Raw genomic sequence first — 23,801 nt, 5'->3', positions numbered from 1 at the left:
GGAGGGGCGTGACGCGAACAGCCGCAAAAAATGCGGATCGCGCGCGGCTGAAAGTCCTGTCTGCGGTGTTTTGTCCGACATGACAAAAATGTCAGCGCGAATTGAGCTTGGGCGGCTTGCAGGGTGAAACTGAATGCGGTCCAAGTCGCGGCATTGGATGGAGAGCACGAACCAATGAACTTTCCCTATCTCACTCGCTTTCAACCGGTTCTCTTGAGCCTGTTTCGCTTCATGACCGGGCTGCTGCTGTTCCAGTACGGCGTCGCGAAACTGTTCAAGTTTCCGGTGCTGCCGTACTTCGCGAACATTCCGCCGATCATCTATGCGGCCGGTGCGCTCGAGCTGGTGCTCGGCGCGCTCCTGATGCTCGGCCTGTTCACCCGCCTCGCGGCGTTCATCCTCTCGGGTGAGATGGCCTTCGCCTATTTCATGGGCCACATGTTGAAGGGCGAGACGCCGGTGTTCCTGCCGCTGCTCAATGGCGGCACCGCGCCGATCCTGTTCTGCTTCGCCTGCCTCTACCTCTCGGCTGCCGGTGGCGGCTCGGTCAGCGCCGATGCGGCGATGGGCAAGGACTAGCGGCGCATTCGCGCGGCGCTGACGCGCGCGCAATTGACGCACGAGTAGCAGATGGCATCGGCCAACTTGCCGGTGTCATCTACCGCGAGCCCAGCACGTTCCAGATGAGAACCAGGGCCGCTGCGAGCAGCACGGACATGATGAGGCGGTGAACGAATCGGTTCATGGCCGCTCCGGCAGGGCTCGACGACCACCAAAGCCTGAGATCGATCTTCTCCAGCATGCGCGCAAAGATGCGCCCGCACATGTCCGTTTGCCTGCACGCTTGCGCATAAGGCTGCGAACGGTCATGCGCGCGGCCGGCCGGCGCATGGCTAGGTTCATGATTGGTAAGAACTTCATGCTAGTGATGTTGACAATAACAACCATTCCGTAGGGGCTGTGATGAAGCTGCTGAGCCATCTGAAGATCCGCACCAAGCTTGCCAGCATGGTCTGTCTTGCGGCTCTCACAGTCACGGCCATCATCGCGGTATCGGCCTTCCTCAGCAAGAGCCGCATGATGGAGGACCGGGTCCAGCAGATGAAGACCGCGGTCGATCTGCTCTACACCCTCGCCCAATCGGTCCAGGACGACGTTACCGCCGGCAAGCTGACGCAGGCCGATGCCAAGGCCCAGTTCCACATCCGCGGACGGCGCATGAGCTTCAACGGCGGCCAGGGCTATCCCGTCGTCTACAACGCCGACACTTCGATCCTCATCAACGGCGCCAACCAGCAGCTCGAAGGCAGGATCACCGGCGCGACCGATTCCAATGGCGTCCTGATCGCCGACGCGATCATCAAGGCCGGCAGCCAAAATGGCGGCGGCGTGGCCTCGTACCTCTATCCCCGCCCGGGCCAGACCGAGCCCGTACGCAAAACCGTGTTCGCCCGCCAATTCGCGCCCTGGAACGCGACGATCAGCTACGGCCTCTATGTCGACGACATCGATGCCGACGTGCGCGCCTTGACGCTGGAGCTCGCCGCGGTCGGTCTCGCGCTGGTGCTGCTGATGGCGACGCTGTCCTGGCTGATCGCCCGCGACGTGCTCGGCGCGCTCGACCGCCAGAAGACCCGCATGCAGGAGATCGCCGACGGTGCCATCGACAAGCCGGTCGAGGAGACCGGCCGCGGCGACGAGATCGGCCGAATGGCCGAGACGCTGGAAGTGCTCAGGCAGACCGCTTTGACGGCGCGTAACCTGGAGGCCGAGCAGGTCGCGACCAAGACACGCAACGAGCAGGAGAAGCGTGACGCGCTGATCTCGCTCGCCGACCGCTTTGATGCTTCCGTCGGCCAGCTCGTCGGCCTGATGGCCTCCGGCTCCGGCGAGCTCGAGACCACCGCCAAGTCGATGTCGTCGACCGCCGAGGGCACCAACCGCCGCGCCGCCGTGGTCGGCTCCGCCGCCACCGAAGCCAGCCAGCGCGTCCAGACGGTCGCGGCCGCCGCCGAAGAGCTCTCCTCCTCCATCACCGAAATCAGCCGCCAGGTCGCCCAATCCGCGGAAGTCACGGGGCGCGCGGTGGACAGTGCACGGCGCACCGACAGCATCGTGCGCGCGCTCTCCGACGGCGCCCAGCAGATCGAGCACGTCGCCGAACTGATCTCCAGCATCGCGGCGCAGACCAATCTGCTCGCACTCAACGCCACCATCGAGGCCGCGCGTGCCGGTGAGGCCGGCCGCGGCTTCGCCGTCGTCGCCTCCGAGGTGAAGTCGCTCGCGAGCCAGACCGCCGAAGCGACCCGCGAGATCGGCGACAAGATCGCCCAGATCCAGGGCGCGACCAAGGAGGCCGTGGACGCCATCGGCGGCATCACCGCCACCATCGAGGAAGTCAGCCGGATCGCGACCTCGATCGGCGCGGCCATCGAGGAGCAAGGCGCCGCCACCGCAGAGATTGCCCGCAGCGTCTCGCAGACCGCGGAAGCGACCAGGGAAGTCACGACCAATATCGGCGGCGTCAGCACCGCGGCGAACGAGACCGGCAATGCCGCGGGCATGGTGCTCGCCGCAGCCTCGAACCTCTCCAAGCAAGCCGAGCAGCTCTCGGGTGAAGTCGGCACGTTCCTCGCCGGCGTGCGCGCGGCGTAGGCCGCACAAAACTCTCCTGAATTATCGTCGTCATGCCCGGGGCTCGCCCCGGGCATTCGCGTCTCGGAGGTTACGCTCGATTCCGCTACGGCGGACGCAAATGAAAGCCGGTTTGCCGCTATCGCCGCGTGAGACTGCAGCCGCTCGATAGCTGGCGTGTCGAGCCGGTCGAGCCATCGCTCGACTGCGACGGGAATTCCTCGAACGGCGAATTTTGCTTGCCGGTGTTGAATTCGAAGATCTTGCGGAACAGGCCGGGCGCCATCGCCGAGATCGGATTGACGCGCATCACGGGCGCGGCCGGCGTGCCGACGACCTCATAGGTCACGCCGATCAAGCCTTCATTGTTGCCACCGCCGAGGAAGATGCCGAACAGCGGGATCTGGCCGAAGATGTTGTTGACGCCATACATCGGCACGAAGGTGCCGCTCATGCACACCTGGTTGCCGGGATAGTCGATCGAGCCCTCGATGGTGGCGCCGATCATCGGGCCCTTGACGACGCCATCGCGGATCGTCAGCGAGCCGTTCTGCCGGGTGAACTCGGCGCGCAGCGCGCTGAAGGAGACGCCGTTGCCGGTGCCGTTCGGCGCGCCGGCGGCAACGCGTTCGAGCTGCGCCTCGCCCTTGACCGTGAAGTCGCGCACGTTGATGAGACCCTCGCGCGAGGCGTTGGGCTCGGACGACGGCGGCTCCATCGCCACCACCAGCTGGCCACCGGAGGCCTTGGTGTAGGTGTCGGTGAAGCGCAGCAGCGCACCGGCGTTGTTGGTCTGGAGATAGATCACCTCGCGGCTGCCCTGCGCGCGACCTCCGCGCAAGTCAGCCGCAACCGGCGTATCGTTGCCGATCTTGCCGCTGAGGGTGAAGGCCTTGATGGCGCCGTTCCGCTTCGACATCTTGGCATCGACGCTGCGCATCGCCTCGCCGTTGAAGCCCATGACGGCGCCGAGCTTCAGGTCGATGTCGAAATCGACGTTCTTCATCTTGTTCTTGGCATCGTCCTTGGCATTGCCCGAGATCGCCGACTTCAGGAAGCCGCGGCCGTCGAACACGTCGCCACGCATCGTGCCCTTGACCACGCCGTCCTGGCCGCGCTCCACCCTCAGCGACGCCTTGTCGCCGTCGGACGGCGCATAGGTCGGGAAATTCGCGTTCATGAGGTCGCCGTTCGGATCGACCTCCAGCGAGCCCTTGATCGAGGCACCGCCGCCTTCGATGACGATGTCCTCCAGACGCGTCGATTGCGCCGTCGGCACCACCTTGAAGCTGGCCTTGGCCGACTTGCCCGGCAGCTTGACCCAGCCGGGCAGGATGTTGTCGAGCTTGACCGAGGTCAGGTCGGCTTCGACGCCAAGCTTCGTCGTCTGCTCGGGCCCGCCGGCGATCTTGCCCGACAGCTTGATCGGCAGCGATCCGCTGACGGCGGGGCTGAGATCGAATCCCAGGCGCGCGCGGCTGGCATCGTCCAGCGTGGTCGTCAATTTGACGTCCGCATCGCCCTCGGCCGGCTTGCGGTAGTCGAGCGAGGCCGCCTGCCCGTTGATCTTGACGTCGCCCTTGACCTGATAGCCCTGGTTGCTCGCGACGATCTTGAGGTTGTTGGCCTCCAGCTTCTGGTTCATCACCAGCTTGTCGGCGGCAAAGCCGTTGAGATCGGCGGTGACGGCATAGGTCGTGTCGGCCTTGGTCAGTTCGCCCTTGACCGGGAGGCCGAGCTGGATGTTCGCCGTGAACGTCCCCTTGCTGGTGTTGGGATCGACGACGGTCGACGACAAATCGCTCAACCGATCGTTGGAAAGCATTTCGGCCGCGGCCGGCACCGGGCCATCGACACGGAATCTGGTCCGCGACGGCGACGGCTTGGGCGCCATGTCAGGCACCTCGAAGACGAAGTCGGAGATCGTGACCTTGCGGCCGGCAGGCGTATCGGCGATGCCCTGCCCGATATTCACGGTCGCCGTGCGTCCGGTCACGTGCGCCTTCAAATCGGCGTCGTGCACGACAGGCATGCCATCCACGGGGCGAACCGCGACGCCGCTCGCCACGATGTTGACCGACAGGCCGTCGTCTGGAATGGGCGGGCCCTTGCGCGGAAGATTCCTCGTCGGCGAATTGACGCCGATCTCGATGCGCTGGAGTGTCCCGCGCTCGATCCGCTCGATCACCCATTCCCGCAACTCGGGAACGACGAGCGTCGGCCACATCCGCTTGAGTGCGGAGGCCGACATTGGCGTTCCCGCAAAACCCAGCGTCAACCGCGGCTCGCCCGAATAGTCGATGGCGCCGGTGCCGGCGACGCCTATCTCCCCGTTGGAGATATCGGCCTGCGTCAACAACAGCCGCTTGTGGTCGGTGTCGAAGCGGAAGCCGATCGCGATGCGGTTGAAGACCAGCGGCGGCTCGTTGTCGATGCCGCCGAGCAGGATCGAGCCGCCGCTGAATCCGAGCTGCCAGTCGTTGGTGGTGCCGTTGGGAGGCTCGAGATGGGCCAGCAGCGTCAGGCGGTTCGCACCCGACAGGATCTTGAACGGTGCGACCAGCACCCGCCGGTTCGAATCCCACTCGATGTTGATCTCGGCCGAGTCGATCGCCATCGGATAGTCCGGCGTATCTGTGTCGATGATGTTGCCGGCACCGATCGCGATCTTGCCGCGGAAGAAGGTCGGCACGCCGTCGCGGCCGAGTTCGCCCTTGAGCTCGCCGGTCAGCGGCAGGTCGGCGGTGTAGGTGAGATCCTTCACCCGCAGCGCCAGCAGGATGTTGGCGGTCGAGACCTTGTCGGCGCGGATGTCGACCGAACGCACGCCATTCTCGGCGGGGCCGATCGTGGCACGCAGCGACCACGGATGCGCGCCCTCCTCACCGAGGCTCAGAGCGACGCCGCCGCGACTCGGCCGGCGCAGGCTGAGCGTGATGTTCTCAAACGTCCATTTGCTGCCGCGCTGCTGATCGTCGACGATCAGGTTACCGTTCTTCAGACCGATCTCGTTGAGGTTCTGGCCGTCGAGTCCGGTCATGCTCAAGCTGTCGAGCCAGTCGAGGCCCTGAAGGATTCCGCTCTGGGGGGTCGCTTGCGGCGCGGCCTGCGATGCGGCTTGCGATGGGTCTTGGCCCGCGGGCGCGGTGGCGGATGGCGGCGGCGAGACGCCGTTGCGGGGGAATGTCGGCGGCAGGCCCGCATCCTTCTTGGAGGCGACGCCGGTTGCGAGCGGTTTTGCGGTGTCGCCGGCCGACACCGTGACGGTGCCGTCGGGCGCGATGCGGATCGCGAGCTCGGCATCGACGAGGTTGAGGCTTTCCGCGCGCAGATGCCCCATCAGCAGGCCCGCGCCGGACAATTTCACTTCAGCCTTCGGCGCGCTGGCGACGATGGCACGATCGTGGTCGCGCACGACGATGTCGCGGATGCGTACGGCGATGCGGATTCGCCCGGCCCGCTCGATCTGGGTGCCGCCGACCTCGACCGTGTTGCCGTGGCCGATATTGTCCTCGATCGCCGCGGCCAGCCAAGGGGTCGCGATGTCGAGATTGATTGGGCCGGCGCCGAGCCGCCACCACAGCGCACCGAAACAGCCGACGAAGATGACGATCAGAGCCCCGACGACCACGGCGAGGCGCTTCAGCCAGCGGCCGCCGCCCAGCCAGCGGCGCAACGTCCCAAACCCGTCACCGATGCGATGGAAGCCCGAACTGGAACGCGACAACAGCCGGCGCGCCCGATGGCCCGCCGCCGCTTCCTGATCCGGGTCCCAATCGGCGTCGTCCCAATCCTGCGGCTCTGGTTGGCCGCCGCGCCGATTCAAATCCCGATTGTAATCCTGGGGCGACGTATTCCTTGCCATTGCCTCTCGATACAGGCGCCCGTCGTAGGATTGAGCGCCGCCGGGACCGCAGCCGTCCGCGGGAAGCGAAGCACCCCGCGCCGGCATTGCCGCCATACCTCGACTGTTCCTGCTGTTCGTCATTTCGCCCCGGGAGCGCGTTCAACGAGCAGTGGGGTGGTGCGTGGAATTCCTTGTAACCATACTCCGGCGTCGTCAGACTCGCCCAGCCAAGGGCACGATTCCGGCACACCGGACGAGGGCTGCAATACCGCTTCGATTGACCCGTCGAAAGCGACGAAAGGAAGGCGTATGTCCAAGAAATCCCGAAAGAAATCGTCCAAAACGCCCTCCGGCAGTCCGACGGCTAAAAAGAAGCCCCTGAAAACGCGGGCAGCGACTCAAACAAAGTCCGCCAAAACACAGCGGACACCGGTGAGCAAATCAACCGGGACCATAGCAAAGACAGCATCGCATGGGGCCGCATCGAAACAGTTAATTTCTTCCAAATCGGCCGCCGCGCCCGGACCGGCGGCGAAGGCTGGTCTGGCCGAGGGTCAGAAGGCGCCCGCCTTCCGCCTGCTCCGCGACGGCGGCCGTGTCGTTGCGCTGTCGGACTATGCCGGCCAGAAGCTCGTCCTGTTCTTCTATCCCCGCGCCGACACGCCCGGCTGCACCAGGGAGGCCATCGACTTCACCCGGCTGGCCGACGCATTCACTGCTGCCGGTACGGCCGTGCTCGGCATCTCCGCCGATCCGTTGAAGGCCCAGGAGAAGTTCCGCGACAAGCACAGCCTCGGCGTCCCCCTGATCTCGGATGAGACACACGAGATGCTGGAGGCCTACGGGGCCTGGGGCGAAAAATCCATGTACGGCAAGCGCTTCCTCGGAATTCTTCGCACCACGATACTGCTTGGCGCCGACGGCAGGGTCGCCAAGGTCTGGCGCAATGTCCGGGTCGACGGCCACGCCGACGAGGTGCTGGAAGCGGCAAGACGCCTTTAACCAATTCTTTAAATTCGGGAGGTTCCGTTTCCGGAAAATTAACCATGACCGGCCCAGATTGCTGCGGCAATTTAGGCCGTACGGACTCATCCGACCGGCGCGGGAGTGCCGATGTCGAAAAGTTCTGCCCAATTCTCGCAGTACCCCCAACATCACCCCCACGACCACGGACGGGCTTTCCATCGGCGCCCTGCCGCCGCGGTGGCAACCGCGCTTCCCCTTCCCGACACCGACGACGCCTACACCATCGTGCATCACGGCAAGCAGGTTCGCCTGGGGCCGGTGGTGTTCTGGATCGTGGTCGGCACCGTCGTGTTGCTCGGGCTTTGGTCGGCCGCCACCGCCACCTATTTCGCCTTCCGAGACGACGTCCTCACCCGGCTGATCGCTCGCCAGGCCGAGATGCAATACGCCTATGAGGACCGCATCGCCGAGCTGCGCGCCAAGGTCGACCGTACCACCAGCCGGCAGCTGCTCGACCAGGAGCAGTTCGACCAGAAGCTCGACCAGATCATGAAGCGCCAGACGGCGCTGGAGTCCCGGGCCACGGCGCTCGGGGCCATGCCCGATGTGACCGGATCGATCCCCCGTTCGGCTCCACAGCGCGGCGATGCGAACCAGGGCGCGACGCAGGGTACGCCAAAGCCCTCGCCGATCAGCGATACCGTGATCTTCGTGGCGCCGCCGGATCGTGAAGCCCGGCTCGAATCGCGCGCCCCGACCGTCATCGCCCCGCCGACCAATCAATTCGCCAGAAACCAGGGATTCGACAACGTCCTGGTCCGTCTTTCGACCTCGCTCGACCAGGTCGAGCGGCGCCAGATGGCGGCGCTCAGCGCCGTCGAGGAAGGCATGGATTCGCGCATGCGCCGGATGCGCGGCGTGGTCAGCGATCTCGGCCTGAACCTCGCCAATCTCGAGGCCGCCGTGCCGCGCGCCGCGATGGGCGGGCCTTTCGTCCCCGTCAAGCTGACGGCCAATGCCGGGGCCTTCGAGAAGCAGCTCTATCGCATCAACACCACCCGCGCCGAGATGGACCGTCTCAACCGCACGCTGGCGCTGGTGCCCTACCGCAAGCCTGTGATCGGCGAGGTCGAATTCACCTCCGGTTTCGGCATACGCAGCGATCCGTTCCTGGGCCGGCCCGCGATGCATACCGGGCTCGACTTCCGCGCCGCGAGCGGCGATCCCGTCCGCGTCACCGCCTATGGCAAGGTGGTCTCCGCCGGCTGGTCCGGCGGCTACGGCCGCATGATCGAGGTCGATCACGGCAATGGACTTTCGACCCGCTACGGCCACCTCTCCGAGATCAACGTCAGGGTCGGCGAGGTCGTGAAGATCGGCCAGGTGATTGGACTCGTCGGCTCGACGGGACGTTCGACCGGTCCGCATCTGCATTATGAAACCCGCATCGACGGCGAAGCTGTCGATCCGCAGAAATTCCTGCGCGCCGGTGTGCGCCTGAGCGCGGGCTAGACCAGACTCGCGCTGCTCCCTTTCGGCTCAAGCGGCACTTAGCGCCGGCCTCCGCCCATCCCGCCTCCGGGACCACCGAAGCCGCCGCCCCCCATTCCGCTACCGGGACCCATGGGCCCACCGGGCGCACCCAGACCGCCGGGGCCTGACGGGCCGGTCGGTCCTGATGGCGCCGCGCCGGGTGTTGAACCGGGGCTCGCTCCCGGCGTCGGAGTCCCGGGCTGACCACCGCCCGGAGTCGGCGCGCCGCGATTGGGATGCAGGATCGAACCGCCGGACGGCCGATTGGGATTGCCGCCGCCGGACGGAGGTGCTCCCGGCCCCTGGCCGATCGCCTGAGACGAATCCACCTGGAGCCCGCGCGAGCGATCGAACGCGCCGTTGACCACCATGCGGGCTTCGCCGGCCGCCGGGCCGAAGCGCGAGCCGTCATGGGCGATGAGCCCGGAGCCAAGCTGCAGGTTCGATCCCGCGCGCTGCACATAAGCCTCGATCGAAAGACGGCTTGCGCCGACGAGATCCGAGAAATCGTCGATCCGGGTGCGCGCGGCCTGCATCGCGCCCTCGCTCGCGCTGCCCTCGATCTGGACGCGCTGGCCGACCAGCAGCGGATCGACGTTGTTCAGCTTCAGCCCGCCAATACGCAGACCGTCGGGCCCGCGCTCGACGAGACCGGTAACGCGCGCCGCCGCATCGCGCCGCGGCTCGACCAGGCTTGCGACGATCACGCCGTCGGTTCGGCGCAGGCCGTAGACGGCCACCTGCATGCCCGCGCGAAGCTTGCGCTCCTTGTCGCTTGCGACGATCTTCTGACCGAGCACCGTCAGCTCGTTGCCTTTCACGGCTTCCACCGGACCGGAGACCTCGCTCGCAATCGTGATGTTGCGCGTGACGAGCGTGCCGTCGGCCTGACGGGTCGCGACCACGCGCGCGAGCTGGCCGATGCGCAGAGCCTTGGGGCTTGCCGCCTCGCCGTCGATCCGGACCGGCACGTCGCTCGCGTAAGCGATGCGCTCGCCGTTGACGTAGATGCTGCCGAACCGCTGGATCACGCCGACGATGCCGGTGCCGCCGATGCCGTGGTCGTCACCGCGCGTGAGTCCGGTGCCGCCGATGCCCTGATCGGTGCCGCGCCTGGTCTGCGCATGGGCCAACGCCGTGCCGGCGAGCCAAAACCCTGTCAGCAGCAGGCGGCGGGAGATCAGCGGCGGCCGCCTCATGACGAGCCACCTTGCTTGCCACCTTCCTTGCCACTTTCCTTGGCCTCTGCCTGCTCATCCGCATCTTCGCTGTAGATGTAGATGCCGAAATTCCAGCGGGCGTCACCGCCCTTGTCCTTGGCGAGCGCGCGGTTGGCTTCGCGGTTGGCGGTCTTCAGCGCGTCCATCGCAAGCTCGCGCGAGCGTGCCTCGAGGCGCCGCGCCAGCTTCGGCGAGATGTTGTTGTAGTGCACCGCGCGTTCGAGGAAGCGCGGCGCTGCGCCCGAGACGTTCTGCGCGGCCGCGGCGATATGGTCGTGCAGATTGCGGCCGAGATAGTGCCATTTGCTGTCGTCCTCGCCGCTCGGAACGAAAGCTGCCTCGACCAGCTCGATCTCGTCAGCGGCGTTGATGGTGACCAGCTTGCGGTCGATCCATTCGTCCAGCACCGCGCGCGGCCGTACGTCCTTGGTGACGGAAGCGACCAGCTGCTCGAACGACGGCGCGTCGCCCTCGGCCGTGCGCGGCAGCGCCAGCGGCTCGCCCTTCGCATCGGTGAATTCGGGTGCGGCGATCCAGCGCGCGATCACCGCGCTCGTAAGCGACAATGCGGCCGGTGCCTCGTGCACGGGCGCGCCGGCGCCGCGCAGCCGCGCCACCTCTTTGCGGTGGATTCCGGTGAGCAGGCTGACACGGCTGTCGGTCTGCTCTTTCTCCTCCAGGGCGAAATCGTGCTCGGCGACGTTGACGAACAGCTCGCGGAGCAATTGCGCCAGCGCCGGAAACGTCATGCCGCTGCGAATGCAGAGCCGCACGAGCGGGCGCAGCAGCCGCGCCAGCGGCGCGTGCAGCTTCGCGGCGGCATTCGGCTGTGGAGCCGCTGCTTTGGACCCGGGCTTGGCATTCATGTCTGAATTGTATCGAAGCCCCGCGTGGGACACAATCCCACTTTTTTCTACTTCGCGATTGACGTGGTAATTTTTCCCACATATACCAGACGCCACTGAGGGGCGCGACGTAAAGGGACTCACACCCATGGCTGACCGCTTGGTCCGCATTTCCAGTTCGCTGCATGCCGTGCCGGTTCCCGGACGGCGACATTGCGCTATCGAGCCGATGCTGCCGGCGCTGCTGCGCGGCGTGATCTTCTTATCGGTGCTGGCCGCACCGTTCGTCGCAGCCCTTCTCGCAGGCTGACGCCATCATGCATCACACCAGCGAAACCCCGCGCCGTCCGTCGGTGCTGCACATCTTCAAGATCTACTATCCCGACCTGTTCGGCGGCACGCTCACGGTGATCCGCGACATCTGCGCGAGCCTGAAGGACGCCTTCGCCTCAGCCGTGCTGGTCTGCTCCCGGTCGGCAGCTCCGCGCGACATCGTCGTCAACGGCGTGCAGGTCGAGCGCGTCCGCTCGTTCGGCAATCTGTTGTCGCTTCCGGCCGCGCCCACCTATCCCTGGCGGCTGTGGCGCAAGATCGCCGAGCACGACCTGCTCGCGCTCCACGCCCCCTTCCCGCTCGCCGATCTCGTCTTCGCCTTCGGGTTCGGTCGCAACCGGCCGCTGGTGGTGCACTGGCACGCCGACATCGTCACCCATGCCGGCCTGCGCTGGTTCATCGAACCCCTGATGCGGCGGACGCTGCGCCGCGCCAAGGCGATCATCGTCTCGGACCACGTGCTGGTCGACAACACGCCGTCGCTGCGCGAGTTCGAGGACAAATGCCACGTCGTGCCGTTCGGCATCGACACCTCAGGTTACGACTGGCCGAAGATCGAGCCGCACCATGTCAACGATCGCGGCCGGCTGGTGCTCGCCTGCGGCCGGCTCGTGCCCTACAAGGGTTTCGACGTACTGATCCGCGCCGCTGCCGCGCACAGTTTCGAGGTCTGGATCATCGGCGAGGGCGCCGAGCGGTCGCCGCTCCAGCAGTTGATCCTGGATCTCGGCCTCGGCAACCGTGTCCGCCTGCTCGGCTCGGTCAACGATTGCGAACGCATCAAGCTGATGTGCCTCGCCGACGTTTTCGTGATGCCGTCGGTCACCAATGCAGAGACCTTCGGCCTCGCCCAGCTCGAGGCCATGGCCGCCGGCCGTCCGGTCGTGAACACGGCGCTCGACACCGCGGTGCCGCGCGTCGCCCGCCACGGCATGGAGGCGATCACCGTGCCGCCCGGCGATGCCGAGAAGCTGGGTGAGGCCATCGACACCCTGATCCGCGACCCCGAGCGCCGCCGCTGCATGGGCCTTTCGGCGCGGACGCGCGCCCTCACCCGCTATTCGGCCACGGCCTTCAGGCAGGGCATGGAAGCCGTCTACCGCGACGCCGTCGCCGCCCCGAGCGAGGAGCGATCGGCAATCGCAGAGCCGCCGCAGGCGACCGGCTGGCTGGACACCGTCCGGATCGCGGCGGCGCTGGCCTGGTCCGACATGCGCCACCGCTACGTGCGCTCGCTGCTCGGCCCGTTCTGGATGTCGCTCCAGATGGCGATCGTGGTCGCGGTGCTGGGCTCGGTGATCGGGCAGATGTCGAACGCCAACATGCTGGCACGCCTGCCGATGCTGGCACTGTCGATGACGGCCTGGACCTTCCTCAACAGCGTGGTGCTCGATGCGACCACGGCGCTCCAGAACTCCGCGAGCCTGATCCGCGACCGGGCGCTGCCGCCGGTCATCTTCCTCCTGCAATGCACGTTCCGCCAGGCGCTGTTCGCGCTGCATAACGCCTGCGTGCCGCTGGCGCTGTGGCTGATCCTGTCGCCGCACGATCTCTCTCACGCACTGGCGGCGCTGCCCGGCCTCCTGCTGTTCGTGGCGTGCACCTTCGCTCTCAGCCTCGTCCTCGGCGCCATGGCGACGCGCTACCGCGACCTCAAGCCGATCATCGAATCCACCTTGATGCTGGCCTTTCTCGCCTCGCCGATCATCTGGTCGTCGGACATGATCAACCACCGCTCGACCGTGATGCGGCTCAATCCGCTGACGCATCTGTTCGCGGTGTGGCGCGAGCCGCTCGCGGGCGGACATATCGATCCCACCAGCATCGTCTACGTCCTCGTCGCGCTGGCGCTGCTGATCGTTGCGAGCGTCCTGACGCTGGTCCACCTGCGCAAAGCCGCATTCTGGATCTGACGCATGGTCTCGATCAGCCTTCGCAACATCTGTCTCGACTATCCACTCTACGGCGCCTACGACTTCTCGCTGAAGCGGCGGCTGCTCGGGCACTTCATCCGCGAGCCGGGCGAGATGCGGATCATCCGCGCCGTCGACAACGTCACGATCGAGGCCGAAGCCGGCGCCCGCATCGGGCTTGCCGGGCCCAACGGCTCCGGCAAGTCGACGCTGCTGCGCCTGATCGCCGGCGTCTATCCGCCGAGCAGCGGCAGCATCGCGGTCCAGGGCAACGTCGTGCCCCTGCTCGGCCTCAACGCCGGCGTCAACCTGGATTTCGTGGCGGAGGACAATATCGCGCTGCTGCTGCGTATCAGCGGCCGCAAGCCGACCCGCAGCGTCATCGACGATATCTGGGCATTCACCGAGCTCGAGGCGCGCATGCAGCGGTTGCCGCTGCGAATGTTCTCCTCGGGCATGCTGATGCGGGTGCTGTTCGCGACCGCCACCGCATTTCCGGCCGACATCCTGCTGCTGGACGAATGGCTCAGCGTCGTCGACGAGCATTTTGCGGAGAAGGCACAGGAGCGGCTGTTGAACCTCGTGTCGCAGGCGGCGATCGTGATCATCGCCTCGCACGACCAGCCGCTGCTGCGCCGCACCTGCACCAGCATCATCAATCTCGATCATGGCCGCATCGCCTCGACCGTGACGGTCGAGCCGCCGGCCACGCACACCTTCGAGCTTTGCGAGAAACGCGCATGAAACAGAACATCCTTGTCGTCTCCGAAGCGCTGGGCGAGCCCAACCACAAGCGCGGCATCTTCCACTTCACGCGCGAATTGATGCGCTCGCTCGCGGCCGAAGGCCATGAGCTGACGCTGCTGGTGGAGACCAGCCGGCGCTATCGCAAGCTCCGCCGGCGCGAGCGGCGCACGAAGCTGTTTTCGGCCCAGTCACGCAACATCGAATTGCTCGTCCTGTACCGCTACCTCGACGAGATCAACATGGGTGAGCCGCTGGCGCGCAATGGCCTGCGGCGCACACTCGATTGGCTGCGCCACAGGGCCTCCATGTCGGTGTCGTGGGACTATGTCCTCTGCTTCCTGCGCGCAATCGGGCTGCGTGGGCTCAATGCGCGGCTGATCGAGAACAAGACCGCGGCGCTCGAATACGTCCCGCCGGACCTGCGCCATCTCGAGCTATTCGACGAGTTCCAGCTCGAGCCCGGCTTCTACAGCTATCAAGATTCCTCGGCCTTCTTCCTGCTGCCGCCGCCGCGCGTCGACGCCCGCGACTACGACGTCATCGTCGTGGACACTCCGACCCGGGTGGCGATCAAGCGTAGGCCGAACGCCAAGGTGATCTGCGTCGTCCACGATTTGCTGCCGCTCACCGACCTCAAGCTCAGCGACGTCGCGACGCGGCTGTTCCTGTCGCGGCTCCTCACCAGCCTGCGGCAGGCCGACGAGCTCGCCTTCGTTTCAAACTACAGCATGATGCGGTTCAGGGAACTGTTGCCGCAATTTGCGCACCTACCGGCGCGGGTCGTGTATCCCCGCACCCGGTTCGACGCCCCGGATGTCCTGCACCTCCCAGCCCCGTCGGGGCGTCCGGGGCGGCCGAGCTTCGTCGTCATTGTGTCGAACGAGCCGCGCAAGAACGTCGCTACCGTCATCCGTGCCTTCCGTGGCGTGCCCCAGGCCGATCTCGTCGTGATCGGCCATGCCGGCCAGATCAGCCGGATGCGCAATCTGCCGCAAAACGTCCGCTTCGCCGGCTATGTCGACGAGCAGGAAAAAGCGGTTTTGATCGCGGAGGCGCACGGGCTGATCATGCCGAGCTTCGCCGAAGGCTTTGGCGTGCCGATCATCGAGGCGCTGGCCGCGAACACGCCGGTGCTGTGCTCTGACATCGCCGTCTTCCGCGAGGTCGCAGGCGAGCTCGCCGATTATTTCGACCCGTTCTCGACCGACTCCATCGCGGCCTCCGTCACCCGCGTGCTGACGCGGCAGGATGAGTGCCGCGGCAGGATCCGGGCGCTGTGGCACGAGCTTGCCGAGCGTTACGGCTACGAGACCCAGGCCCGCGACTTCCTCGGGCATCAGGCGGCCGCCGAGAGCCTCGTCGCCGAGCAGCTCGCGTCATAGAGATGACCGCCGAAACCGCGATGTGGCCCGGTCCTGCCGATCGGCACGGCGGGCACAGTCGGTGGCAGACCTGGCGCAACCCGGCCACGCTGATCCGGGCCGCCGATATGCTGGCCGTCCTGATCGCGGCGTCGCTGCCATGGTCCACCACGGCGCCTTCGATCTTCGTCGGGCTCTGGCTGCTTGCGGTGACGCCGACCATCGACTGGCGCGACTATGCGCGCAAGCTCGTGCAGCCAGCGCTGGCCTTGCCCTTCGCCCTGGTGCTGCTCGCGCTTCTCGGCACGCTTTGGTCGGACGGTGCGTGGGCCGACCGGCTGCATGCGATCAAGCCGGTCGCAAAGCTCGCGCTCGTTCCTCCCCTGCTCTACCATTTCAGCCGATCGGAACGCGGCTTCCGGGTGGGCCTCGCCTTTCTCGCCTCCTGCGCGCTGCTCGCGGTCTACTCCTGGATCGTGCTGCTCGATCCCGCCTGGAAGCTCACCGCGACGGCGTCATCAGGCGTTCCCGTCAAGAACTACATCGACCAGAGCCAGGAATTCACGCTTTGTGCGTCTGAGCTGGCGCTGCCCGCGCTGAATTACTGGCGCCGCGGCAAGCCGGCCGCGACCGCCGCCTGTCTGGCGCTGATCCTGCTGTTCGTCACCAACATGGCGTTCGTCGCCGCCGCCCGCACGGCGCTGCTCTGCATCGCGGTGCTGCTCGCCCTGTTCGCGTGGAGGCATCTGGGCCGGCGCGCGGCGCTGGTGCTGCTCGCGGGCACGGTCGCCGCGAGCGCGCTGGCCTGGACGGCGTCGCCCTATCTGCGCCAGCGCATCACGGACATCGCCGTCGAATACCGCCACGGCCACGAAGACATCAACCGCGCCTCAACGGCCCAGCGGCTGACCTATTGGCGCAAGTCGCTTCATGCCTTTGCCGAGGCACCTCTGGTGGGACACGGCACGGGATCGATCAAGCGGCAGTTCGAACGTGCGGCTGTCGGCGACAACGCCCTCGATACCGAAATCGTCAGCAATCCGCATAACCAGACCCTCAACGTCGCCGTCCAGTGGGGCCTCCTCGGCGTGGTTCTGCTCTACGCGATGTGGATCGCACATTTTCGCCTGTTCACTGGCGACGGAATTGCGGCCTGGATCGGCCTCGTGGTCGTTGTGCAGAACATCGCGAGCTCACTGCTGAACTCGCATCTGTTCGATTTCCACGAGGGCTGGATGTATGTGCTGGGCGTCGGCGTGGCCGGCGGTATGGCACTGAAGGTGAAAGCCAGGGCCCAGTCCTGACTACTGGCCGCGCTCGTGGCCGACCTCGCCGGTGATGACGTCGCCGAACAGCTCCCAGGCCTGCCCGTTGAAGCGCATCAGCTGCATCTGCTCGATCGGGAAGTAGTCGTCGGGCGAGGTGTTGACCATGACACCGGGCAGCATCAGGTCGGTGTGAAAGTCCTTCAGGTTCGCGGCCTGCTTCATGACGTTCTCGCGGGTGAGGTTGTCGCCGCACTGCTTCAACACCTGCGCCATCGCCTCGGCCTGCACATAGCCGTAAACATTGTTGGAATTGGCCTTGTCGCCGTCAGGGTAATATTTGTCCATGAATTCGCGCCATTTCACCACCGCCGGATCCTTGTCCCAGGTCGGATCGGTCGGGTCCTTGAGATAAACGGTCGAGATGATGTCCTTGGAATAGTCGAGCCCGGCCGGTTTGAGCACCGAGGCGACCGAGGTCGCGGTGTTGGCCAGGAAGAATTTTGGTTTCCAGCCGAGCTCGCCGACTTTCCGGATCGCCTGCGCCGAACCTTTCGGCGCAGCCCATGAGAAGAAGATGTCGGCGCCGGAATCGTGCAGGGCGACGATCTGCGAGTCGATCGAGGGGTCGCTGACCTCGTAGGATTTGTCGGCGATGATCATGCCGGCCTTGTCGCCGAGCCCGTCCTTCAAGCCCTTGAACTGGTCCTTGCCAGCATCGTCGTTCTGCCAGAACACCGCGATCTTGCCGTTTGGAAAATTGTCGCGGATGTATTTTGCGTAGATCCGGCCCTCGCTCTGATAGTTCGGCTGGAATCCCATGGTCCAGGGAAAGTTCTTGGGGTCGCCGAACTTGGTGCCGCCGGAGGCGACGAAGAGCTGCGGCACCTTCTTGGCGTTCATGTATTTCATGATCGCCGAATTCGAGGGCGTGCCGAGCGGCTGGAATATCAAGAGGACTTCGTCACTCTCGACCAGCTTGCGCGCCTGCTCGATCGCCTTCGGCGGGGAATAGGCGTCGTCATAGCTGATGAAATTGATCTTGCGCCCGTTGATGCCGCCCTGGTCGTTGATCATGTTGAAGAAGGCGGCCTCGGTCTTTCCGATCACGCCATAGGACGACGCCGGCCCGCTATAGGGCATGATGTTGCCGATCTTGATGTCGGTATCGGTGGCTCCGGGGTCGTACTTCTTCTGCGCCGAGGCCGGTGTCGTGACGAGCACGCCGGCAGCAAGCATGGCGAGGGCAGCAAGGTTTTCGCGACGACCCGGCATCGTTCTCTCCCCTGTGTTTTATCGTCTTGTTTTGCGGAGAGTGTCGCAAGCTCGCCTGCGGCTGGCAAGCGCCGCGATTTTCCGCGAGGTGAAACGCGACTCCGGAACCTACGCGCCGCGCCGCAGCAGGTTCAGAACGCGCCCGTCGATCACGAGCAGCGCGCTGCCGATGACGATCGCGCCCGCGATCTCACGAGTCGAGATCGGCTCACCCAGCACCAGCCATCCCAGCAGAATGGCGGTGACGGGAATGAACAGCGTCACCAGCATGACATTGGTTGCGCCCGAGCGCCGCAGGATCTGAAAGAAGACGATATAGGCGAGCGCCGTCGACAGGCCGGCAAGGCCAAGCACGGCGAACCATGTCGCTATGCCCGGCATCGGAAGGCGCCACGGCTGCTCCATTGCGCCGGCGACCACCGCCATCATCACCGTCGACGCCATCAGCTGAAACGTCGCCGTCCCAAGCGGTGGCGAATCCTTCAACAGCCGCCGCGCCGCCAGCGCTGCAAAGCCGTAGCTGAGGGCGCCGCCCAGGCAGAGCAGGATGCCGAGCCCCTGCCCCGGCCTCGTCTCGATGCCCCACCCCCGCAGAACGATCACGCCGGCGAGGCCCAGCGCCACGCCGGCGACGCGCCGCATCTGCAAGGCCTCCTCACCCGCCGCGGCCATCACCATCACCGTGAACAGCGGCGTGGTCGCATTCAAAACCGACGCCAGCCCGCTCGGAATGAAAGTCTGCCCGATCACGATCAGCGAGAACGGGACGACGTTGTTGAACAGCCCGATCGTGGCAAACGCTGTCCAGCTCTTCATGTCCTTGGGAAAGCCGATCCCCTGCATGCGAAGCAGCGGCAGGAGAATGACCGCACCCAGCGCAACGCGAGCAAACACCAGCGTCAGCGGCGGCAATTCCCGCAGCGCCGCGCCGTTGAAGAAGAACGACCCGCCCCAGAGCACCGAGAGCACGGCGAGCAGCGCCCCGTCGCGCGCATCGATCCGGTTGTCGTTCGGGAGCATGGCGTCCAAATTCCGGTCAGACCTCCGGCCTAGAACAGCGCGTCGGGAGTCGCCACCCGATTTCCGGGGATTTGGGAGGTCCGCGCTAGGACGGCTTCTTCGGCCGCGACACCAGCTCGATCATCTTGCCTTCGTCGTCGTCGGGCATCGCGGCCTTCGCTTGCGCGTAGGCCTCCACTGCGGCGCGGGAGACCAGCGGCTTGGCTGCCAGCAGGCTCTCTGCGAGCTTCACGGCATAGGCGGCATCCTTGTGCCGCAGCGCCGCCGTGAACGTTGCACCGGAAAAATCGCGGGTAACCATGCGCTTGGAATGACGCTGAACCTGCGGGCTTGCGGCGACGCCTGCCTGGATCGATTCCAGCACGAGGTTCATGTCGAGGCCGGCCTGCTCGGCGATCGCAAGGCCCTCGGCCAGGCCTGCGATCTGGATCGCTCCCATCAGATTGTTGATCAGCTTGTAGACCGTGCCGGCGCCAACTGGTCCGAAATGGCGGATGGTCGAGCCGATTGGCTCGAGATAGGGCCGCGCGCGATCGAGGTCAGCCGCGTTGGCGCCGACCAGCAGCGTCAGCTTTCCGCTCGCTGCCGCATCCGGCAATCCCGTCACGGGGCAGTCGATGTAGATCAGCCCGCGCGCGTTGAGCTCGCGGCCCATCTCGCGGGCATGATCATAGGAGACTGTGGAGCATTCGATCGCGATGGTACCGGCCTTGGCCGTCTTGGCCGCGCCCTTCGGCCCCAGCCAGACCGCGCGCGAGGCTTCGTCATCGGCAACCATGGTCACGACGGCGTCGGCGTCGATCGCGGCATCTTCAGGTGATGTCGCCCAATGCGCGCCACGCGCGATCAAATCCTCGGCCTTGGCCTTGCTGCGATTCCACAGCGTCACCGTGAAGCCGGCATCGAGATAGCGGCCGGCCATGCCGTGACCCATGCGCCCCAATCCGATGAAGGCGACACGGGGCATGATCAGTCCACGTCCTCGATGTCGCCGGTCGTGGTGCCGAAGGCGCGCTGCGCCAGCGTCGCGGCCATGAAGTCGTCGAGCTCGCCATTGAGCACGCCCGACGTGTCGGAGGTCTGCACGCCCGTGCGCAGATCCTTCACCATCTGGTAGGGCTGCAGCACGTACGAGCGGATCTGGTGGCCCCAGCCGATATCGGTCTTGGCGGCCTGGTCGGCAGCGGCCTTCTCCTCGCGCTTCTTGAGCTCGATTTCATAGAGACGCGCGCGCAGCATGTCCCAGGCCTGCGCCTTGTTCTTGTGCTGGGAGCGGCCGGCCTGACAGACCACCGCGACACCGGTCGGGATATGGGTCAGACGCACCGCGGATTCGGTCTTGTTGACGTGCTGACCGCCGGCACCGCCGGAGCGCATGGTGTCGGTACGAACGTCGGATTCCTTGATGTCGATCTTGATGCTGTCGTCGATGACGGGGAACACCTGCACACTGGAGAAAGACGTGTGCCGCCGCGCGTTGGAATCGAACGGCGAGATGCGCACGAGGCGATGCACGCCGGCCTCCGTCTTCAGCCAGCCATAGGCATTGTGGCCGGAGACCTGGATCGTCGCCGACTTGATGCCGGCCTCTTCGCCCTCGGACTCTTCGAGGAACTCGACCTTGAACCCGTGGGTCTCGGCCCAGCGCGTGTACATGCGCAGCAGCATCTGCGCCCAGTCCTGGCTCTCGGTGCCGCCGGCGCCGGCATGGACTTCCAGATAGGAATCGAAGCGGTCGGCTTCGCCCGACAGCAGCGCCTCGAGCTCGCGCCGCGCCACTTCCTTCTTCAGGTTCTTGAGTGCAGCCTCGGCTTCAGCAACGACCCCCGTATCGCCCTCGGCCTCGCCGAGCTCGATCATGCCGATGTCGTCTTCGAGCTCCTGCTCGACCTTGCCGATGCCGGAGAGCGAATCCTCGAGCGAGGTGCGCTCCTGCATCAGCTTCTGGGCTTTCTGGGGATCGTTCCAGAGGTTGGGATCTTCTGCGAGCTTGTTCAGCTCAGCGAGGCGCGCCGTCGATTTCTCGACGTCAAAGATGCCTCCTCAGCAGCCCGACAGACTGCTTGATCTCTTCTACCAACCGTTCGATTTCGGCGCGCATGTCGTTCTCTGGTCTCACGGAAATGTTTCCGCGTCTGATTGCAACGGGATGTAGCGGCGGCGGCTGCAAAGCGCAACCGCCGCGGCGAAGAAGGCCCCTCTTGTCCCAGGCCTTAGTACAAGCCGCCGGTGCCCGGCCGCATGAAGAAGCCGGAATCGGGCTGCTGCTGCTGCGATGCCGGCATGCGGCCGTCGGCATCGGCAACGCCGATGACTGAGTAATTATCCGGCGGCGCCGTGCCCGGCTTGAAGGCCTCGAGGATGGTTCCGCCGGTCTCGCCCGGTCCGGCGCGCATGCCGGTCTTGGCGACGACGCGAACCAACTTGATGCCCGCCGGCACCTTGAACGGAACCGCGGGCTTGTCGGCGAGCGCGAGCTGAAGGAAGTCGCGCGCGATGGGGGCCGCGAGATGGCCGCCGGTCGCGGCGTTACCTTTGCCGAGCGGACGCGGCTTGTCGTAGCCCATGTAGATGGCGACGGCGATGTCGGGCGAGAAGCCGACGAACCAGGCGTCCTTGGCCTCGTTGGTGGTGCCGGTCTTGCCGGCGATCGGCTTGCCGACCGCCTTGACCACGGTCGCGGTACCGGCCTGGACCACGCCCTCCATCAGCTCGGTGATCTGATAGGCCGTCATCGAATCCAGCACCTGCTCGCGGCGGTCGATCAGCTGCGGCTCGGGCTGGTTCTTCCAGCCGCCGGGCGCGTCGCAGCCACGGCATTCGCGCTGGTCGTGCTTGAAGATGGTGTGGCCGTAACGGTCCTGGATGCGGTCGATCAGGGTCGGCTTCACGCGGCGGCCGCCATTGGCGAGCATCGAATAGGCCGTGACCATGCGCATCGCCGTGGTCTCGCCGGCGCCGAGCGCGTACGACAGGTAGTTCGGCAGCTCGTCATAGACGCCGAAGCGGCGGGCATATTCGCCGATCAGCGGCATGCCGATGTCCTGCGCGAGGCGCACCGTCACGGTGTTGAGCGACTGCCGCAGCGCGTTGCGCAGCGTCACCGGCCCCTGGAACTTGCCGGAAGAGAAGTTTTCGGGCCGCCACACGCCGGCGCCCTGGCCCTGGTCGATTTCGATCGGCGCGTCGAGCACGACCGTCGAGGGCGTATAGCCGTTGTCGAGCGCGGCCGAATAGACGATCGGCTTGAACGACGAACCGGGCTGCCGATAGGCCTGCGTGGCGCGGTTGAACTGGCTCTGGTCGAACGAGAAGCCGCCGACCATCGCGAGCACGCGGCCGGTCCAGGGGTCCATCACCACCATCGCGCCGGACACTTCGGGAATCTGACGCAGCCGGTACTGGCCCTCGACGGGCTGACCGTCCTTGTAAAGCGGATCGGCATAGATCACGTCGCCGGGCTGGAGCACCTGCGACACCGCACTCGCCGCCCTGCCCTTCGTGGCCCCCGAGGCCGCCTTTGCCCATTTGATGCCGTCGAGCGTGATGAGGCCGGTCTCGCGCTGCTTGCTCACGGCGCCGCCGAGCTCGCGGCTCGGCTGGAAGCCGATGCGCGCCGACTGGTCGCTGGTCTCCAGCACCACCGCCATGCGCCATGGCGAGATGTCGGACAGCGACTTGATCTCGGCGAGCTTCACGCCCCAATCGCCCGAAATATCGAGCTTGCTCATGGCGCCGCGATAGCCCTGCTGCTCGTCATAATTGACGAGGCCGGCGACCATGGTCTTGCGCGCCATGACCTGGATCTTCGGATCGAGCGTGGTGCGGACAGAGAGACCGCCCTCGTAAAGCTTCTTCTCGCCGTAGCGCTCGAAGATGTCGCGGCGCACTTCCTCGGCGAAATACTCGCCGGCGAAGGTGTGAGCGCCGTTGGAACGGCTGGTGACGACCAGCGGCTCCTTGCGCGCCTTATCGGCGTCGGCCTGCTTGATCCAGCCGTTCTCCAGCAGGCGGTCGATCACGTAGTTGCGGCGCTCGATGGCGCGGTCACGGTTGCGGACCGGATGCAGCGTCGCGGGCATCTTCGGCAGCGCCGCGAGATAAGACGCTTCGGCGACGGTCAGCTCGTTCACGGACTTGTCGAAATAAACCAGCGACGCGGCCGCGATGCCGTAGGCGCCAAGGCCCAGATAGATTTCATTCAGATACAGCTCGAGGATCTTGTCCTTCGAGTAGGTCTTCTCGATGCGCATCGCCAGCAAGGCTTCCTTGATCTTGCGGGCGAAGGAGACCTCATTGGTCAGGAGAAAATTCTTGGCTACCTGCTGGGTGATCGTCGAAGCACCCTGCGGACGGCGGTTGGAGCCGTAGTTCTGGAGATAGACCAGGCCGGCGCGCGCCATGCCGGTGTAGTCGATGCCGCCATGCTCGTAGAAATTCTTGTCTTCGGCTGCGAGGAACGCGTTGATCACGAGCTTCGGCACCGCCTGGATCGGCAGGTAAAGCCGCCGCTCCTTGGCGTATTCGCCGAGCAGCGAGCCGTCGACCGCGTGCACGCGGGTCATCACCGGCGGCTCGTAATCCTGAAGCTGAGAGTAGTCCGGCAAGTCCTTGGAGAAATGCCAGATCAGGCCTGCCACGGCCCCGACACCAACAAGGAACACCACTGTTCCCGCGGCGAACAGGAAGCCCATGAACCGCACAAGCAAGCGCATTATCTGTTTATCCGTTCAATCCCTGGATCAGCCCAAGATCACATCAAGATCAGCCTGGACGCAAAACCGGCGTCCATGTCACGTCGCGAACTCACCGGCCTACGCAATCATATCAGTGCCGGACTTA

Annotated in this window: 18 protein-coding genes; 9 read left to right on the top strand and 9 right to left on the bottom strand. The window is 65.7% G+C overall.

All coding sequences use genetic code 11. The features are described from left to right. Window positions 1-174 precede the first annotated feature (174 nt). Window positions 175-579: a DoxX family protein gene (locus OC450_RS13495; RefSeq protein ID WP_211385612.1), complete on the top strand. Its 405-nt coding sequence runs from the start codon at window positions 175-177 to the stop codon at window positions 577-579. 79 nt (window positions 580-658) lie between these two features. On the opposite strand, the gene OC450_RS13490 is transcribed toward OC450_RS13495, so the two are convergent. Next, window positions 659-826, bottom strand: coding sequence for a hypothetical protein (locus tag OC450_RS13490; RefSeq protein ID WP_256808037.1), 168 nt, complete (start codon window positions 824-826; stop codon window positions 659-661). Window positions 827-963: 137 nt separating this feature from the next. Here OC450_RS13490 and OC450_RS13485 point away from each other — a divergent pair, with 137 nt between their 5' ends. Continuing rightward, window positions 964-2,655: a methyl-accepting chemotaxis protein gene (locus OC450_RS13485; protein WP_262048042.1), complete on the top strand. Its 1,692-nt coding sequence runs from the start codon at window positions 964-966 to the stop codon at window positions 2,653-2,655. Between the two features lie 118 nt (window positions 2,656-2,773). Here the strand turns inward: OC450_RS13485 and OC450_RS13480 are convergent, their stop codons facing one another. After that, window positions 2,774-6,586 (bottom strand): AsmA-like C-terminal region-containing protein, encoded by a 3,813-nt coding sequence (locus tag OC450_RS13480; RefSeq protein ID WP_256808149.1) that lies wholly within the window; start codon window positions 6,584-6,586, stop codon window positions 2,774-2,776. Window positions 6,587-6,790: 204 nt separating this feature from the next. Between OC450_RS13480 and OC450_RS13475 the strand changes: the two genes are divergently transcribed. Together OC450_RS13475 and OC450_RS13470 are read left to right on the top strand one after the other, a co-directional pair. Next, complete coding sequence (locus OC450_RS13475; RefSeq protein WP_256808148.1) at window positions 6,791-7,483, top strand: peroxiredoxin; 693 nt, start codon at window positions 6,791-6,793, stop codon at window positions 7,481-7,483. 111 nt (window positions 7,484-7,594) lie between these two features. Next, window positions 7,595-8,959: a M23 family metallopeptidase gene (locus OC450_RS13470; RefSeq protein ID WP_211385608.1), complete on the top strand. Its 1,365-nt coding sequence runs from the start codon at window positions 7,595-7,597 to the stop codon at window positions 8,957-8,959. A 38-nt stretch (window positions 8,960-8,997) separates the two neighbouring features. Here the strand turns inward: OC450_RS13470 and OC450_RS13465 are convergent, their stop codons facing one another. Together OC450_RS13465 and OC450_RS13460 are read right to left on the bottom strand one after the other, a co-directional pair. Continuing rightward, window positions 8,998-10,179, bottom strand: a complete 1,182-nt coding sequence (locus tag OC450_RS13465; protein WP_211385607.1) for a DUF5666 domain-containing protein — start codon at window positions 10,177-10,179, stop codon at window positions 8,998-9,000. After that, entirely contained in the window at window positions 10,176-11,066 is an 891-nt protein-coding gene (locus OC450_RS13460; protein ID WP_211385606.1) for a DUF6502 family protein, read from the bottom strand. The genes OC450_RS13465 and OC450_RS13460 overlap by 4 nt, the downstream gene beginning before the upstream one ends. 127 nt (window positions 11,067-11,193) lie before the next feature. Between OC450_RS13460 and OC450_RS13455 the strand changes: the two genes are divergently transcribed. Genes OC450_RS13455 through OC450_RS13435 form a run of 5 tightly spaced genes read left to right on the top strand, consistent with a single transcriptional unit; the run spans window position 11,194 to window position 16,703 of the window. Beyond that, window positions 11,194-11,355: a hypothetical protein gene (locus OC450_RS13455; RefSeq protein ID WP_262048041.1), complete on the top strand. Its 162-nt coding sequence runs from the start codon at window positions 11,194-11,196 to the stop codon at window positions 11,353-11,355. Window positions 11,356-11,362: 7 nt separating this feature from the next. Further along, on the top strand, window positions 11,363-13,291 hold the full coding sequence (locus OC450_RS13450) for a glycosyltransferase (RefSeq protein ID WP_262048040.1): 1,929 nt from the start codon (window positions 11,363-11,365) through the stop codon (window positions 13,289-13,291). Window positions 13,292-13,294: 3 nt separating this feature from the next. Continuing rightward, entirely contained in the window at window positions 13,295-14,035 is a 741-nt protein-coding gene (locus OC450_RS13445; protein WP_262048039.1) for an ABC transporter ATP-binding protein, read from the top strand. After that, window positions 14,032-15,420 (top strand): glycosyltransferase family 4 protein, encoded by a 1,389-nt coding sequence (locus tag OC450_RS13440; protein ID WP_262048038.1) that lies wholly within the window; start codon window positions 14,032-14,034, stop codon window positions 15,418-15,420. The genes OC450_RS13445 and OC450_RS13440 overlap by 4 nt, the downstream gene beginning before the upstream one ends. A 2-nt stretch (window positions 15,421-15,422) precedes the next feature. Next, the gene (locus OC450_RS13435) at window positions 15,423-16,703 is read left to right on the top strand and encodes an O-antigen ligase family protein (RefSeq protein ID WP_256808033.1); all 1,281 of its coding nucleotides are present in this window, start codon (window positions 15,423-15,425) and stop codon (window positions 16,701-16,703) included. Here OC450_RS13435 and OC450_RS13430 read toward each other — a convergent pair whose 3' ends face one another. The 5 genes from OC450_RS13430 to OC450_RS13410 all read right to left on the bottom strand — a co-directional run bounded on the left by OC450_RS13430 (window position 16,704) and on the right by OC450_RS13410 (window position 23,674). Continuing rightward, window positions 16,704-17,939, bottom strand: coding sequence for an ABC transporter substrate-binding protein (locus OC450_RS13430; RefSeq protein WP_256808032.1), 1,236 nt, complete (start codon window positions 17,937-17,939; stop codon window positions 16,704-16,706). A gap of 108 nt (window positions 17,940-18,047) precedes the next feature. Continuing rightward, window positions 18,048-18,959, bottom strand: a complete 912-nt coding sequence (locus OC450_RS13425; protein ID WP_256808031.1) for a DMT family transporter — start codon at window positions 18,957-18,959, stop codon at window positions 18,048-18,050. 85 nt (window positions 18,960-19,044) lie between these two features. Beyond that, window positions 19,045-19,926, bottom strand: coding sequence for an NAD(P)-dependent oxidoreductase (locus tag OC450_RS13420; protein WP_262048037.1), 882 nt, complete (start codon window positions 19,924-19,926; stop codon window positions 19,045-19,047). Between the two features lie 2 nt (window positions 19,927-19,928). Continuing rightward, window positions 19,929-21,060 (bottom strand): peptide chain release factor 2 gene (gene prfB, locus OC450_RS13415; RefSeq protein WP_211385597.1). Its coding sequence is split into 2 segments (ribosomal slippage): window positions 19,929-20,990 and window positions 20,992-21,060, totalling 1,131 coding nucleotides; the frame shifts between segments, so codons are not numbered across the junction. 112 nt (window positions 21,061-21,172) lie between these two features. Next, window positions 21,173-23,674 carry a penicillin-binding protein 1A gene (locus OC450_RS13410; RefSeq protein ID WP_211385596.1) on the bottom strand — a complete coding sequence of 834 codons (2,502 nt, stop codon included), beginning with the start codon at window positions 23,672-23,674 and terminating at the stop codon, window positions 21,173-21,175. Window positions 23,675-23,801: the final 127 nt, after the last annotated feature.

Origin of the sequence: Bradyrhizobium sp. Bra78 (assembly GCF_024519855.1) — a bacterium.
Lineage (GTDB): Bacteria > Pseudomonadota > Alphaproteobacteria > Rhizobiales > Xanthobacteraceae > Bradyrhizobium > Bradyrhizobium japonicum_G.
The sequence above is the reverse complement of the archived record's forward strand: the minus strand, read 5'-3'. Positions and strand labels throughout refer to the sequence as shown.

Excerpts from the sequence above, each read along its gene's own strand:
- OC450_RS13425 (WP_256808031.1), bottom strand. The coding sequence starts at position 18,959 with ATGCTCCCGAACGACAACCGGATCGATGCGCGCGACGGGGCGCTGCTC.
- OC450_RS13440 (WP_262048038.1), top strand. The coding sequence starts at position 14,032 with ATGAAACAGAACATCCTTGTCGTCTCCGAAGCGCTGGGCGAGCCCAAC.
- OC450_RS13420 (WP_262048037.1), bottom strand. The coding sequence starts at position 19,926 with ATGCCCCGTGTCGCCTTCATCGGATTGGGGCGCATGGGTCACGGCATG.
- OC450_RS13475 (WP_256808148.1), top strand. The coding sequence starts at position 6,791 with ATGTCCAAGAAATCCCGAAAGAAATCGTCCAAAACGCCCTCCGGCAGT.
- OC450_RS13435 (WP_256808033.1), top strand. The coding sequence starts at position 15,423 with ATGACCGCCGAAACCGCGATGTGGCCCGGTCCTGCCGATCGGCACGGC.
- OC450_RS13495 (WP_211385612.1), top strand. The coding sequence starts at position 175 with ATGAACTTTCCCTATCTCACTCGCTTTCAACCGGTTCTCTTGAGCCTG.
- OC450_RS13455 (WP_262048041.1), top strand. The coding sequence starts at position 11,194 with ATGGCTGACCGCTTGGTCCGCATTTCCAGTTCGCTGCATGCCGTGCCG.
- OC450_RS13465 (WP_211385607.1), bottom strand. The coding sequence starts at position 10,179 with ATGAGGCGGCCGCCGCTGATCTCCCGCCGCCTGCTGCTGACAGGGTTT.
- OC450_RS13460 (WP_211385606.1), bottom strand. The coding sequence starts at position 11,066 with ATGAATGCCAAGCCCGGGTCCAAAGCAGCGGCTCCACAGCCGAATGCC.
- OC450_RS13480 (WP_256808149.1), bottom strand. The coding sequence starts at position 6,586 with ATGCCGGCGCGGGGTGCTTCGCTTCCCGCGGACGGCTGCGGTCCCGGC.
- OC450_RS13485 (WP_262048042.1), top strand. The coding sequence starts at position 964 with ATGAAGCTGCTGAGCCATCTGAAGATCCGCACCAAGCTTGCCAGCATG.
- OC450_RS13450 (WP_262048040.1), top strand. The coding sequence starts at position 11,363 with ATGCATCACACCAGCGAAACCCCGCGCCGTCCGTCGGTGCTGCACATC.
- OC450_RS13470 (WP_211385608.1), top strand. The coding sequence starts at position 7,595 with ATGTCGAAAAGTTCTGCCCAATTCTCGCAGTACCCCCAACATCACCCC.
- OC450_RS13430 (WP_256808032.1), bottom strand. The coding sequence starts at position 17,939 with ATGCCGGGTCGTCGCGAAAACCTTGCTGCCCTCGCCATGCTTGCTGCC.
- OC450_RS13410 (WP_211385596.1), bottom strand. The coding sequence starts at position 23,674 with ATGCGCTTGCTTGTGCGGTTCATGGGCTTCCTGTTCGCCGCGGGAACA.
- OC450_RS13490 (WP_256808037.1), bottom strand. The coding sequence starts at position 826 with ATGTGCGGGCGCATCTTTGCGCGCATGCTGGAGAAGATCGATCTCAGG.
- OC450_RS13445 (WP_262048039.1), top strand. The coding sequence starts at position 13,295 with ATGGTCTCGATCAGCCTTCGCAACATCTGTCTCGACTATCCACTCTAC.